Origin of the sequence: Escherichia sp. F1, assembly GCF_046764225.1 — a bacterium.
In the GTDB taxonomy this organism is placed as follows: Bacteria; Pseudomonadota; Gammaproteobacteria; order Enterobacterales; family Enterobacteriaceae; genus Escherichia; species Escherichia coli.
The window spans coordinates 2129164-2144001 of sequence record NZ_CP177202.1; the positions used below are offsets into that span (position 1 = coordinate 2129164).

A 14838-nucleotide genomic window follows, 5' to 3' on the forward strand; every position below is an offset into this window, starting at 1 on the left:
TGTACCGGGCCAGGGTTGTTAAGACGATTTACGTACGCGCAAATACCATTCGCACAGTAAACGCACCTGTTTACGGGTGTAGCCTTTTTCCATCATACGGTCGACAAAATCGTCGTGTTTCTTTTGCTCGTCGGTTGACGTTTTGGCGTTAAACGAAATAACCGGCAACAGCTCCTCGGTATTGGAGAACATTTTCTTCTCAATAACCGTGCGCAGTTTTTCATAGCTGGTCCAGTTCGGATTGCGTCCGCTGTTATTCGCTCTGGCGCGCAGTACGAAGTTAACAATCTCGTTGCGGAAATCTTTTGGATTACTGATCCCCGCCGGTTTCTCGATTTTCTCCAGCTCGGCGTTAAGAGACTCGCGGTCAAACAACTGCCCGGTATCCGGATCGCGATACTCCTGATCCTGAATCCAGAAATCCGCGTAGGTAACATAACGGTCGAAAATGTTTTGCCCATATTCGGAATAGGATTCAAGGTAGGCCGTCTGGATCTCTTTGCCGATAAACTCGGCATATTTCGGGATCAGATAACCTTTCAGGAACTCCAGATAGCGTTCTGCCTGCTCTTGCGGGAACTGCTCGCGCTCGATCTGCTGTTCCAGGACGTAGAACAGATGGACCGGGTTTGCCGCCACTTCTACATGATCGAAGTTGAACACGCGGGAGAGGATCTTAAACGCAAAACGCGTCGACAGACCGTTCATCCCTTCATCGACACCGGCGTAGTCACGATATTCCTGATACGACTTGGCTTTGGGATCGGTGTCTTTCAGACTTTCGCCATCATAAACCCGCATCTTTGAATAAATGCTGGAGTTTTCTGGTTCTTTAAGGCGCGAAAGAATGGAAAAACGTGACAGCGTTTCCAGCGTGCCAGGGGCGCAGGGGGCGTGAGTCAATTCACTGTGATTAAGCAATTTCTCGTAGATTTTGATCTCTTCGGAAATGCGCAAGCAATACGGCACCTTCACGATGTAAACACGATCGAGGAAGGCTTCGTTGTTTTTGTTATTACGGAAAGTGACCCATTCGGATTCGTTCGAGTGGGCGAGAATAATCCCGTTGAACGGCAGGGCGGAGATACCTTCCGTCCCGTTGTAGTTACCTTCCTGAGTGGCGGTTAACAGCGGATGCAGCACTTTTATCGGTGCTTTAAACATCTCGACAAATTCCATGATCCCCTGATTGGCGCGGCACAGCGCACCGGAATAGCCGTAGGCGTCCGGGTCATTCTGCGCGTAGTGTTCGAGTTTACGAATATCGACTTTCCCAACCAGCGCGGAGATGTCCTGGTTGTTCTCATCACCGGGTTCCGTTTTGGCGATAGCAATTTGTTGCAGAATTGACGGCCAGACCTTCACTACCCGGAACTTAGTGATATCGCCACCAAATTCATGCAGGCGTTTTGCCGCCCACGGCGACATGATGGTGCCGAGATAGCGGCGAGGAATGCCATACTCTTTTTCCAGAATCTGCGCATCTTCCTGCGGATTGAAAAGACAGAACGGATGATCGTTGACCGGGCTACGCTCACCGTTGGCGCTCAATACATAAATCGGTACGAGCTGCATTAATGATTTCAGTCGCTCAGCAAGCGATGATTTACCCCCACCCACAGGCCCCAGCAGATACAGAATTTGTTTCTTCTCTTCCAGCCCCTGAGCCGCGTGTTTCAGATAAGAGACAATCTGTTCAATCGCGTCTTCCATGCCGTAAAACTCTTCAAACGCCGGATAACGTGCAATGACCCGGTTAGAAAAGAGTCGAGAAAGTCTGGGTTCCTGGGCTGTATCGACCATGACAGGCTCACCGATAGCCATCAATAGCCGCTCAGCCGCGTTGGCATAAGCACTGCGATCTTGCCGACAAGTGGTAAGAAACTCCTGCAGTGTGAACTCTTCGTCCTTGGCAGCTTCATATCGCTGGCGATAGTGATCGAATATATTCATGGTATGCCGTCCTTTCGTTTTTTAGCACAGGTTAAGAGCCGTTCATATGAATAGTAGAGGCTCCCGGAAGAGGTAAACTGAACGACGTCTCTTGCTAAAACACAGCAACTCTCATGCCATTTTATCGACGATGAGAACAACGTGCCCGGTGATACACCTTCAAAATTAAGCGTAGATGGCAAATGGAAAACTTGCCTGCACGGCTTTCTTAATTTCAATGGCATATCAACAACTCATCCATAAATTTTGCATAATTAATGTAAAGACCAGGCTCGCCAGTAACGCTAAATTCATTTGGCTGTAAGCGCGGTGTCATCCGCGTCAGGAAAATTAAACAGTTACTTTAAAAAATGAAAACGTAAAAAGGTTGGGTTTCGATGTATTGACGGGTAAACTTTGTCGCCCGCTAAACATTTGTTTAAGGAATGATTAATTGTGACCAAACTCAAACTTCTGGCACTTGGAGTGCTTATCGCAACGTCTGCAGGCGTAGCGCACGCTGAAGGTAAATTTTCCCTGGGCGCAGGCGTAGGTGTCGTTGAACACCCATATAAAGATTACGATACCGATGTTTACCCAGTACCGGTAATCAACTATGAAGGCGATAACTTCTGGTTCCGTGGCTTAGGTGGTGGTTACTACCTGTGGAATGACGCAACGGACAAACTTTCAATTACCGCTTACTGGTCGCCGCTTTACTTCAAAGCTAAAGACAGTGGCGATCACCAAATGCGTCACCTGGATGACCGTAAGAGCACCATGATGGCTGGTCTGTCTTATGCTCACTTTACCCAGTACGGTTACCTGCGTACCACTCTGGCTGGCGATACCCTGGATAACAGCAACGGCATCGTCTGGGATATGGCCTGGTTGTATCGTTACACCAACGGTGGCCTGACCGTGACTCCGGGTATTGGTGTGCAGTGGAACAGCGAAAACCAGAACGAATACTATTATGGCGTATCGCGCAAAGAGTCCGCTCGCAGCGGTCTGCGTGGCTATAACCCGAACGACAGCTGGAGCCCTTACCTGGAGCTGAGCGCCAGCTACAACTTCCTCGGCGACTGGAGTGTTTACGGTACCGCGCGCTACACCCGTCTGTCTGATGAAGTTACTGACAGCCCAATGGTGGATAAATCCTGGACTGGCCTGATTTCTACCGGGATCACCTACAAATTCTGATAATGCATCTTTCCAGGGCATTTTGTGCATAAAAACAGGGCGTCATGCCCTGTTTTGCATTACGGTGGTGCAATACCTGGGAGGAAGCAATGCAACAAAAAATGATTCAATTTAGTGGCGATGTCTCACTGCCAGCCATAGGGCAGGGAACATGGTATATGGGCGAAGATGCCAGTCAGCGTAAAACAGAAGTTGCTGCACTACGCGCGGGCATTGAACTCGGTTTAACCCTCATTGATACCGCCGAAATGTATGCCGATGGCGGTGCCGAAAAAGTGGTTGGGGAAGCATTAATCGGTCTGCGTGAGAACGTCTTTCTCGTCTCTAAAGTCTATCCGTGGAATGCTGGCGGGCAAAAAGCGATAAATGCATGCGAAGCCAGTTTACGCCGTCTCAATACTGATTATCTCGATCTCTACTTATTACACTGGTCTGGCAGTTTCGCTTTTGAAGAGACTGTCGCAGCGATGGAAAAATTGATCGCCCAGGGAAAAATCCGCCGCTGGGGCGTTTCTAACCTTGATTATGCCGATATGCAGGAACTCTGGCAGCTGCCGGGGGGAAATCAGTGTGCCACTAATCAGGTGCTTTACCATCTCGGTTCACGAGGGATTGAGTACGATCTACTCCCCTGGTGCCAGCAACAGCAGATACCGGTGATGGCTTACAGTCCGTTAGCTCAGGCCGGGCGGTTGCGCAATGGGCTGCTAAAAAACGCAGTAGTCAACGAAATTGCACATGCTCACAATATCAGCGCGGCACAAGTATTGTTGGCGTGGGTGATCAGTCATCAGGGTGTGATGGCGATTCCAAAAGCGGCCACGATTGCCCATGTCCAACAAAATGCGGCTGTGCTTGAGGTTGAACTTTCGTCAGCGGAATTAGCTATGCTGGATAAGGCATATCCGGCACCAAAAGGAAAAACTGCGCTGGATATGGTGTGATGTTGATACGTGCCGGATGCAACGCACCCGGCACACAACATTAACGCAAATTAACGTTTCGCAACGCGAATGGATTGCGCCAGATGTGCAGGTTTTTCTTTGGTCACTTTTTGCGTTTCTGAAGCGTAAGCCGTTTCTACACAAACAAAGGTTTTGTAGCCATCGTCCGGCATATCGCCCATGCTAACTGAAAGCGCCGGTCCTGGGTTCCAGCCAACGACGTTCAGATGATGCTGGTGGCCTACGGCGATAATACGATTCAGCGCTTCGTCATTAATCACGCTGCAATCTTGCGGATTCAGATACACGCGATCGGTACGGTCAGGGAAGGTCTGAATACCGTCGGTCAGTACATCTTCTTTCGCGTCATTTACTTTATCAATGAAGCGATCGCCCAGCCCACTGACGCTTACCTTAGTGATATCACCCACGTTAAAGTAGGTATGCAGGGCAGAGGTGGTTTCAAATTCGCCGTGTGCTTCAAGATCGATTTCACAGGCTTTACCCACGCGGAAATGCGCTAATAGCGTAAAGTCGTGCGGCCAGAATTTTTTCGTCTCTTCGCTTTGTGTCAATTCAAAAGTCAGCGCTACGCCATCAGCATCTTCACGATGTGATTTCAGCGTCCACGGCAGGTTGCGGGCAAAACCGTGCGCAGGCAGACCTTGTTGTGCAGCCGGACCAAACCACGGCCAGCAAACCGGTACGCCACCGCGAATAGCGACGCCATTTTTGAACGGTGTGTTATTGCTCAACCACAGAACTTCTTCTTCGCCCGCAGGTTTCCACGAGAGAAGGTGTGCGCCCTGTAATGCAAAAGAGGCTTTTACCTGGGGATGATCGACCACAATGAGGTCCAGTTCATCCAGTTTACGACGGGAGAGGACAGGGGAGATTTGTTCGATGACCGGAAGGGCAAAAATTTTCTTAATCATGACGCAGTCCTTTAACTTCATTTTATCAGGTAAAAAAAAGAGCGACCGAAGTCGCTCTTTTTAGATCACAGTGTCATCTCAACTTATTTGGAGATGTGAGCGATCAGGTCCAGAACTTTGTTGGAGTAACCGGTTTCGTTGTCGTACCAGGATACCAGTTTCACGAAGTTGTCGTTCAGAGCGATACCAGCTTTAGCATCGAATACGGAAGTGCAAACTTCGCCGTTGAAATCGGTAGATACTACGTCATCTTCGGTGTAGCCCAGAACGCCTTTCATTTCGCCTTCAGCAGCAGCTTTAACGGCAGCTTTGATCTGCTCGTAAGTTGCAGCTTTTTCCAGACGAACGGTCAGGTCAACTACGGATACGTTCGGGGTCGGAACGCGGAACGCCATACCAGTCAGTTTGCCATTCAGTTCTGGCAGTACTTTACCTACAGCTTTAGCAGCACCGGTAGAGGACGGGATGATGTTCTGGGAAGCGCCGCGGCCGCCGCGCCAGTCTTTGTGAGACGGGCCATCAACAGTTTTCTGAGTAGCGGTAGTAGCGTGAACGGTGGTCATCAGACCTTCGATGATGCCGAAGTTATCGTTGATAACTTTAGCCAGCGGAGCCAGGCAGTTGGTGGTGCAGGAAGCGTTGGAAACGATGTCCTGGCCAGCATATTTGTCGAAGTTAGCGCCTTTAACGAACATCGGAGTGTTGTCTTTAGACGGACCAGTCATAACCACTTTTTTCGCGCCAGCGGTGATGTGTTTACGAGCAGTTTCGTCAGTCAGGAACAGACCAGTTGCTTCAGCGACAACGTCAACACCAACTTCGTCCCATTTCAGGTTAGCCGGATCACGTTCAGCGGTAACACGGATTTTTTTACCGTTAACGATCAGATGACCGTCTTTCACTTCAACGGTACCGTCGAAACGGCCGTGAGTGGAGTCATATTTCAGCATGTATGCCATGTAATCAGCGTCTAACAGGTCGTTGATTGCAACGATCTCGATGTCAGAACGTTTCTGAGCAGCACGGAAAACAATGCGACCGATACGGCCAAAACCGTTGATACCTACTTTGATAGTCATATATTCCACCAGCTATTTGTTAGTGAATAAAAGGTTGCCTGTAAAATTACAAAAACCTTACGCAGCGTCAAGCGGAATCGTGTCAATCATTGCGACAAATCAATCCTGTGCCTAAGCATTACGCGACTGACTCGCCTCACTCTTCCTTTGGGCTTGAGACCACATGGGGTCGGCGTCCCGAATTTTAAAGGGCAATTACGATAAAAATGTGATTTTCATCACGATTTAGGTGCAGCCATTTCGTCGAGATCAAGTTTAGGACAAATTTTTGCCAGTTGGTGTTAATGTTTTGTTAGAATCAGTCACGTAATGTGAGCACGATTAATGTGAGATGTGAGCAAATGGCTAATAAACCTTCGGCAGAAGAACTGAAAAAAAATTTGTCCGAGATGCAGTTCTACGTGACGCAGAATCATGGGACAGAGCCGCCATTTACGGGTCGTTTACTGCATAACAAGCGTGACGGCGTATATCACTGTTTGATCTGCGATGCCCCGCTGTTTCATTCCCAAACCAAGTATGATTCCGGCTGTGGCTGGCCCAGTTTCTACGAACCGGTGAGTGAAGAATCCATTCGTTATATCAAAGACTTGTCACATGGAATGCAGCGCATAGAAATTCGTTGCGGTAACTGTGATGCCCATCTGGGGCATGTCTTCCCCGACGGGCCGCAGCCAACGGGCGAACGTTATTGTGTTAACTCTGCCTCTTTACGCTTTACCGATGGCGAAAACGGCGAAGAAATCAACGGTTGAAAAAACGATTCAGCAACTTATTCCACAGGAGCGGAAAAATTATGAATCTTGATGACATTATCAACAGCATGACGCCTGAGGTATACCAGCGTTTGTCGACCGCCGTTGAATTGGGGAAATGGCCTGATGGCGTTGCGTTGACCGAGGAACAAAAAGAGAACTGCCTGCAACTGGTGATGCTGTGGCAAGCCCGCCATAATACCGAAGCACAGCATATGACAATTGACACAAATGGTCAGATGGTCATGAAGAGCAAACAGCAGTTAAAAGAAGATTTTGGTATCTCAGCAAAGCCGATTGCCATGTTTAAGTAAGTGGTTTGTCCCCTTTTTGCCGCGGTTATAAAGGGGATAGCCAACAATAACCCCACGACTCATCTCAATTATCTCGTCACGACCAGGCTAAGTCCCAGCCCGGTTTCTTGCAGTCGCGTTCACGCCTGAATGACTTCTCCTGAACTTAAGTCTCAGACCTATTTGGCCGGTAATCCCTCTCAAATTTGCTCATTTTGCGTTCCGCCTTCCATCAACCTGTAACAGATCCAGCCATTTTCTGCGTAATTGTGATCTGAGTTGTAAAACGCAGATCATTATCTGTGATTTGCAGATTTAATGTTGACCTCAAAAATCATGTGGGTAAGTATGATGACCATCTAAGCAAAACAAAACACAGAGGATGACGCAATGAAAGCACTGGCTCGGTTTGGCAAAGCCTTTGGCGGCTACAAGATGATCGATGTGCCACAACCCATTTGTGGCCCGGAAGATGTAGTGATTGAAATTAAAGCCGCGGCAATCTGCGGCGCAGACATGAAGCACTACAATGTCGATAACGGTTCTGATGAGTTTAACTCTATCCGCGGCCATGAGTTCGCAGGTTGTATTGCGCAGGTTGGTGAAAAAGTCAAAGACTGGAAAGTGGGGCAACGCGTCGTGTCGGATAACAGCGGTCACGTCTGCGGCGTTTGTCCGGCCTGTGAACAAGGTGATTTTCTGTGTTGTACAGAAAAAGTAAACCTTGGTCTGGATAACAATACCTGGGGCGGTGGTTTTTCCAAATATTGTCTGGTTCCTGGTGAAATTCTCAAAATTCATCGTCATGCGTTGTGGGAAATCCCTGATGGTGTTGATTATGAGGACGCAGCCGTACTTGACCCTATCTGTAACGCCTACAAATCCATCGCGCAGCAATCGAAATTCCTTCCTGGTCAGGATGTGGTCGTCATCGGCACTGGCCCACTCGGGCTGTTCTCCGTACAAATGGCGCGGATTATGGGGGCGGTAAATATCGTCGTCGTTGGTCTGCAAGAAGATGTGGCGGTCCGCTTTCCGGTTGCAAAAGAACTGGGTGCGACGGCTGTAGTAAATGGTTCTACCGAAGATGTGGTGGCGCGCTGCCAGCAAATTTGTGGCAAAGACAATCTGGGACTGGTGATTGAATGCTCCGGTGCCAATATCGCACTGAAACAAGCCATCGAAATGCTCCGTCCGAACGGGGAAGTGGTACGCGTTGGAATGGGCTTCAAACCTCTTGATTTCTCGATTAATGACATTACCGCCTGGAACAAAAGCATCATTGGGCATATGGCCTATGACTCCACCTCATGGCGTAACGCTCTCCGGCTATTAGCCAGCGGCGCTATCAAAGTCAAACCGATGATCACGCATCGTATTGGCCTGTCGCAATGGCGCGAAGGGTTTGAAGCGATGGTCGATAAAACCGCAATCAAAGTGATCATGACTTACGACTTTGATGAATAACTACTCTCCTGAAGGAACGTTATCGCATGGAACAGATAACAAAACCGCATTGTGGTGCACGGCTGGATCGCTTACCGGATTGCCGCTGGCATTCGTCAATGTTTGCTATCGTCGCGTTTGGCTTGCTTGTCTGCTGGAGTAATGCCGTTGGTGGCTTGATCCTCGCGCAGCTGAAAGAGTTGGGCTGGACAGATAATTCCACCACTGCCACATTCTCAGCAATCACGACCGCCGGAATGTTTCTCGGTGCGCTGGTTGGCGGCATCATCGGTGACAAAACCGGTCGCAGAAATGCGTTCATCCTCTATGAGGCCATTCATATTGCCTCGATGATGGTCGGTGCTTTTTCACCGAATATGGATTTCCTTATTGCCTGCCGTTTTGTGATGGGCGTTGGGCTGGGAGCTTTACTGGTGACGCTGTTTGCTGGGTTCACCGAATATATGCCCGGTAGAAATCGCGGAACGTGGTCCAGTCGGGTTTCCTTTATTGGCAACTGGTCATATCCGCTCTGTTCATTGATTGCGATGGGACTCACGCCGCTGATTAGTGCTGAGTGGAACTGGCGGGTACAACTGCTTATCCCTGCAATATTGTCGCTTATCGCTACGGCGCTGGCCTGGCGCTACTTTCCTGAATCCCCGCGCTGGCTGGAATCGCGCGGACGGTATCAGGAAGCCGAGAAAGTCATGCGGAGTATAGAAGAAGGCGTCATACGCCAGACGGGTAAACCTTTGCCGCCCGTGGTTATTGCTGATGACGGTAAAGCGCCACAAGCGGTGCCGTATTCAGCCTTACTGACAGGAGTATTACTGAAACGCGTGATATTAGGTTCTTGTGTGCTGATTGCCATGAACGTTGTGCAGTACACACTAATTAACTGGTTGCCAACGATATTCATGACCCAGGGGATTAATTTAAAAGACTCGATTGTTTTAAATACCATGAGTATGTTTGGCGCGCCATTTGGTATTTTTATTGCCATGCTGGTGATGGATAAAATTCCGCGTAAAACAATGGGTGTGGGGCTATTAATCCTGATTGCGGTGCTCGGATATATCTATTCACTGCAAACCAGTATGTTGCTCATAACGCTGATTGGTTTCTTCCTGATTACTTTCGTCTATATGTACGTTTGCTATGCCTCGGCAGTGTATGTCCCTGAGATCTGGCCGACAGAGGCCAAATTACGTGGCTCCGGTCTGGCGAATGCAGTAGGGCGAATCAGTGGTATTGCCGCACCTTATGCCGTTGCAGTGCTGCTCAGTAGTTATGGCGTAACGGGAGTCTTTATTCTTCTGGGGGCGGTTTCAATTATTGTCGCAATTGCTATCGCCACCATTGGAATTGAAACCAAAGGTGTCTCCGTTGAAAGTTTAAGTATTGATGCAGTAGTCAATAAATAATACTGGTGGATTCAAAATGAAAAATTCAAAAGCAATATTGCAGGTGCCGGGCACAATGAAAATTATTTCAGCAGAAATACCTGTGCCTAAAGAAGATGAAGTTTTGATTAAAGTGGAATATGTCGGTATTTGTGGTTCAGATGTACATGGTTTTGAATCAGGCCCGTTTATTCCGCCTAAAGACCCAAATCAAGAAATTGGCCTGGGTCATGAATGCGCCGGGACGGTTGTGGCTGTGGGAAGCCGAGTGCGCAAATTTAAAGCGGGGGATCGAGTAAATATCGAACCTGGCGTTCCTTGCGGTCACTGTCGTTACTGTCTGGAAGGCAAATATAACATCTGCCCGGACGTTGATTTTATGGCGACACAACCTAACTACCGCGGCGCATTAACGCACTATCTGTGTCATCCGGAGAGCTTTACTTACAAACTGCCCGACAATATGGACACGATGGAAGGGGCGCTGGTGGAGCCTGCCGCAGTCGGGATGCATGCCGCGATGCTGGCAGATGTTAAACCGGGTAAGAAGATAATTATTCTGGGAGCGGGTTGTATTGGTTTGATGACGTTGCAAGCGTGCAAATGCGTGGGAGCTACGGATATTGCCGTCGTTGATGTACTGGAAAAACGTCTGACAATGGCGGAACAGCTCGGCGCGACAGTGGTTATTAACGGCGCAAAAGAAGACACTATTGCACGCTGTCAGCAATTTACCGAAGAAATGGGCGCAGATATTGTTTTCGAAACAGCGGGTTCTGCGGTCACCGTTAAACAGGCACCTTATCTGGTAATGCGCGGCGGTAAAATTATGATTGTTGGTACTGTACCGGGCGATTCGGCAATCAATTTCCTCAAAATCAATCGCGAAGTCACTATCCAGACAGTATTCCGCTATGCCAATCGTTATCCGGTCACGATTGAAGCTATTTCCTCAGGGCGATTCGATGTGAAATCGATGGTGACACATATTTACGATTATCAGGATGTACAACAGGCATTTGAAGAGTCGGTTAACAACAAACACGACATTATAAAAGGCGTTATTAAAATTAGCGATTAACTAATACGGGAGAACAGAATATGCTCGCAGATATCAGATATTGGGAAAACGATGCCACAAATAAACATTATGCAATTGCCCATTTTAACGTATGGAATGCGGAAATGTTGATGGGCGTTATCGACGCAGCCGAAGAAGCGAAATCACCGGTTATTATTTCTTTTGGTACAGGTTTTGTCGGGAACACCTCATTTGAAGATTTCTCTCACATGATGGTATCAATGGCAAAAAAAGCAACGGTGCCGGTAATAACTCATTGGGATCATGGTCGGAGTATGGAAATTATTCATAACGCCTGGACTCATGGTATGAATTCATTAATGCGTGATGCTTCCGCATTTGATTTCGAAGAAAATATTCGTTTAACCAAAGAGGCTGTTGATTTCTTCCATCCGCTGGGTATTCCGGTAGAGGCAGAATTAGGGCATGTCGGTAATGAAACCGTTTATGAAGAAGCGCTGGCGGGCTATCACTATACTGATCCTGACCAGGCGGCTGAATTTGTTGAACGTACGGGCTGTGACTCATTGGCTGTCGCCATCGGCAACCAGCATGGGGTTTATACGTCAGAGCCACAATTGAACTTTGAGGTCGTCAAACGCGTACGCGATGCCGTTTCTGTTCCGCTGGTTTTGCACGGCGCATCGGGGATCAGTGATGCCGACATTAAAACTGCAATTTCGTTGGGTATCGCGAAAATCAACATTCATACGGAGCTCTGTCAGGCCGCAATGGTAGCAGTGAAAGAAAACCAGGATCAGCCTTTCCTGCATTTAGAACGTGAAGTACGTAAAGCTGTAAAAGAACGGGCATTGGAAAAAATTAAACTGTTCGGTTCTGATGGCAAAGCGGAATAATGATATGGATAATCTCGACGTTATTTGTATAGGTGCCGCTATTGTTGATATTCCATTGCAACCGGTCAGTAAAAATATCTTTGATGTGGATTCTTATCCTCTTGAAAGAATCGCAATGACCACCGGGGGTGATGCAATAAATGAAGCAACAATTATTTCTCGTCTGGGCCATCGCACAGCATTAATGAGTCGTATTGGTAAAGATGCCGCCGGGCAATTTATTCTCGACCATTGCCGCAAAGAGAATATTGATATTCAAAGCCTGAAGCAGGACGTCAGCATAGATACCTCAATTAACGTTGGACTGGTGACGGAGGATGGCGAGCGGACGTTTGTCACAAACCGTAACGGCAGTCTGTGGAAATTGAATATTGACGATGTTGATTTTTCGCGGTTTTCTCAGGCGAAATTATTATCTCTGGCCAGTATTTTCAACAGTCCTCTATTGGATGGTAAAGCGCTAACAGAAATTTTTACGCAAGCTCAAGCCCGGCAGATGATTATCTGTGCCGATATGATCAAACCGCGGTTGAATGAAACGCTGGATGATATTTGCGAAGCATTGAGTTATGTCGATTATCTGTTTCCTAATTTTGCCGAAGCAAAATTACTCACCGGGAAAGAGACACTGGATGAAATTGCTGACTGCTTTCTTGCGTGCGGCGTAAAAACGGTGGTGATTAAAACGGGTAAAGACGGCTGCTTTATCAAGCGTGGTGACATGACGATGAAGGTGCCGGCGGTCGCAGGAATAACCGCCATCGACACTATTGGCGCAGGCGATAACTTTGCTTCTGGCTTTATCGCGGCTCTGTTAGAAGGCAAAAATCTGCGTGAATGCGCACGCTTTGCCAATGCAACGGCGGCTATTTCGGTTTTAAGCGTCGGTGCCACCACCGGTGTAAAAAACAGAAAGCTGGTCGAACAATTGCTGGAAGAATACGAAGGATAATGAAGGCAAATGAAAAAGATACCTTTAGGCACAACGGATATAACGCTTTCGCGAATGGGGTTGGGGACATGGGCCATTGGCGGTGGTCCTGCATGGAATGGCGATCTCGATCGACAAATATGTATTGATACGATTCTTGAAGCCCATCGTTGCGGCATTAACCTGATTGATACTGCGCCAGGATATAACTTTGGCAATAGTGAAGTTATCGTCGGTCAGGCGTTAAAAAAACTGCCCCGTGAACAGGTTGTAGTAGAAACCAAATGCGGCATTGTCTGGGAACGAAAAGGAAGTTTATTCAACAAAGTTGGCGATCGGCAGTTGTATAAAAACCTTTCCCCGGAATCTATCCGCGAAGAGGTAGAAGCCAGCTTGCAACGTCTGGGTATTGATTACATCGATATCTACATGACGCACTGGCAGTCGGTGCCGCCATTTTTTACGCCGATCGCTGAAACTGTCGCAGTGCTCAATGAGTTAAAGGCCGAAGGGAAAATTCGCGCTATAGGCGCTGCTAACGTCGATGCTGACCATATCCGCGAGTATCTGCAATATGGTGAACTGGATATTATTCAGGCGAAATACAGTATCCTCGACCGGGCAATGGAAAGCGAACTGCTGCCGCTATGTCGTGATAATGGCATTGTGGTACAGGTTTATTCCCCGTTAGAGCAGGGATTGTTGACCGGTACCATCACTCGTGATTACGTTCCGGGCGGCGCTCGGGCAAATAAAGTCTGGTTCCAGCGTGAAAACATGCTGAAAGTGATTGATATGCTTGAACAGTGGCAGCCACTCTGTGCTCGTTATCAGTGCACAATTCCCACTCTGGCACTGGCGTGGATTTTAAAACAGAGTGATTTAATCTCCATTCTTAGTGGGGCTACTGCACCGGAACAGGTACGCGAAAATGTCGCGGCATTGAATATCAGCTTATCGGATGCAGACGCAACATTGATGAGGGAAATGGCAGAGGCCCTGGAGCGTTAAATACTCAACACGATTCACCTCTGTTTCTGTGAAAACTGTGATGAAAATCTGTGATTCAAACAGGTTATTTTGAAAGTAAACATCGGTTATGCGATAATCGCGCTAATGTGATGTAAAAAGATACAGGGGTGTAATCGTGGCGGCAAAAGACAGGATTCAGGCAATTAAGCAAATGGTTGCCAACGATAAAAAGGTGACAGTCTCAAATTTGAGTGGGATTTTTCAGGTAACCGAAGAAACCATTCGCCGCGATCTTGAGAAGCTGGAAGATGAAGGCTTTTTGACCAGAACCTATGGTGGTGCTGTTTTAAATACAGCGATGTTGACGGAGAATATCCATTTTTATAAGCGCGCTTCATCGTTTTATGAAGAGAAGCAGCTTATTGCACGCAAGGCACTACCCTTTATCGACAATAAAACCACCATGGCAGCCGATTCCAGTAGTACCGTAATGGAATTGCTCAAATTATTACAGGACCGTAGTGACCTGACGTTGCTAACCAACTCGGCGGAAGCGATTCATGTTCTGGCTCAGTCAGAAATTAAAGTCGTTTCAACGGGTGGGGAACTAAACAAAAATACACTTTCCCTGCAAGGAAGAATTACTAAAGAGATCATCAGCCGCTACCATGTCGATATCATGGTAATGAGTTGTAAAGGTCTAGATATTAACAGCGGCGCGCTGGACTCTAACGAAGCGGAAGCTGAAATCAAAAAGACAATGATCCGTCAGGCGACAGAGGTTGCGTTATTGGTTGATCACTCTAAGTTTGATCGCAAAGCTTTTGTCCAGTTAGCTGACTTTAGTCATATTAATTACATAATAACTGATAAATCACCGGGTGCAGAGTGGATAGCATTTTGCAAAGACAATAATATCCAGCTGGTGTGGTAATTTAAGCACACGTCGTCAATATTATTTGTTCCTGCGCCTGGAAAATAAAATGATGATAAAGATGCGGCAA

Annotated in this window: 14 protein-coding genes; 11 read left to right on the forward strand and 3 right to left on the reverse strand. The window is 47.7% G+C overall.

What is annotated here, in order from left to right:
- Positions 1-18 precede the first annotated feature (18 nt).
- Entirely contained in the window at positions 19-1953 is a 1935-nt protein-coding gene (gene yeaG, locus ACK8NJ_RS10310) for a protein kinase YeaG (protein ID WP_001019882.1), read from the reverse strand.
- Between the two features lie 435 nt (positions 1954-2388).
- On the opposite strand from yeaG, the gene mipA reads away from it, so the two are divergent.
- A complete protein-coding gene (mipA, locus tag ACK8NJ_RS10315) occupies positions 2389-3135 on the forward strand; it encodes a scaffolding protein MipA (RefSeq protein ID WP_000163771.1) in 747 nt (248 codons plus the stop codon).
- Between the two features lie 89 nt (positions 3136-3224).
- Positions 3225-4079: a methylglyoxal reductase YeaE gene (gene yeaE, locus ACK8NJ_RS10320; protein WP_407235743.1), complete on the forward strand. Its 855-nt coding sequence runs from the start codon at positions 3225-3227 to the stop codon at positions 4077-4079.
- A 50-nt stretch (positions 4080-4129) separates the two neighbouring features.
- On the opposite strand, the gene ACK8NJ_RS10325 is transcribed toward yeaE, so the two are convergent.
- Complete coding sequence (locus ACK8NJ_RS10325) at positions 4130-5014, reverse strand: D-hexose-6-phosphate mutarotase (RefSeq protein ID WP_001520671.1); 885 nt, start codon at positions 5012-5014, stop codon at positions 4130-4132.
- A gap of 83 nt (positions 5015-5097) precedes the next feature.
- The gene (gene gapA / locus ACK8NJ_RS10330) at positions 5098-6093 is read right to left on the reverse strand and encodes a glyceraldehyde-3-phosphate dehydrogenase (protein ID WP_000153502.1); all 996 of its coding nucleotides are present in this window, start codon (positions 6091-6093) and stop codon (positions 5098-5100) included.
- Positions 6094-6434: 341 nt separating this feature from the next.
- On the opposite strand from gapA, the gene msrB reads away from it, so the two are divergent.
- The 9 genes from msrB to ACK8NJ_RS10375 all read left to right on the forward strand — a co-directional run bounded on the left by msrB (position 6435) and on the right by ACK8NJ_RS10375 (position 14768).
- Positions 6435-6848 (forward strand): peptide-methionine (R)-S-oxide reductase MsrB, encoded by a 414-nt coding sequence (gene msrB, locus ACK8NJ_RS10335; protein ID WP_001284618.1) that lies wholly within the window; start codon positions 6435-6437, stop codon positions 6846-6848.
- Positions 6849-6889: 41 nt separating this feature from the next.
- Complete coding sequence (locus ACK8NJ_RS10340) at positions 6890-7162, forward strand: YeaC family protein (protein WP_001046790.1); 273 nt, start codon at positions 6890-6892, stop codon at positions 7160-7162.
- A gap of 369 nt (positions 7163-7531) precedes the next feature.
- On the forward strand, positions 7532-8608 hold the full coding sequence (locus tag ACK8NJ_RS10345; protein WP_411962416.1) for a zinc-binding dehydrogenase: 1077 nt from the start codon (positions 7532-7534) through the stop codon (positions 8606-8608).
- A 26-nt stretch (positions 8609-8634) separates the two neighbouring features.
- Entirely contained in the window at positions 8635-10014 is a 1380-nt protein-coding gene (locus ACK8NJ_RS10350; protein WP_001559236.1) for an MFS transporter, read from the forward strand.
- Between the two features lie 16 nt (positions 10015-10030).
- Positions 10031-11074, forward strand: coding sequence for an NAD(P)-dependent alcohol dehydrogenase (locus ACK8NJ_RS10355; protein WP_021564428.1), 1044 nt, complete (start codon positions 10031-10033; stop codon positions 11072-11074).
- 20 nt (positions 11075-11094) lie between these two features.
- Entirely contained in the window at positions 11095-11931 is an 837-nt protein-coding gene (locus tag ACK8NJ_RS10360; RefSeq protein ID WP_000878882.1) for a ketose-bisphosphate aldolase, read from the forward strand.
- 4 nt (positions 11932-11935) lie between these two features.
- Positions 11936-12883: a sugar kinase gene (locus ACK8NJ_RS10365; RefSeq protein WP_001559234.1), complete on the forward strand. Its 948-nt coding sequence runs from the start codon at positions 11936-11938 to the stop codon at positions 12881-12883.
- A 9-nt stretch (positions 12884-12892) separates the two neighbouring features.
- The gene (gene ydjG / locus ACK8NJ_RS10370; RefSeq protein ID WP_000723728.1) at positions 12893-13873 is read left to right on the forward strand and encodes an NADH-dependent methylglyoxal reductase; all 981 of its coding nucleotides are present in this window, start codon (positions 12893-12895) and stop codon (positions 13871-13873) included.
- 136 nt (positions 13874-14009) lie between these two features.
- Positions 14010-14768 (forward strand): DeoR/GlpR family DNA-binding transcription regulator, encoded by a 759-nt coding sequence (locus ACK8NJ_RS10375; protein ID WP_000719088.1) that lies wholly within the window; start codon positions 14010-14012, stop codon positions 14766-14768.
- Positions 14769-14838: the final 70 nt, after the last annotated feature.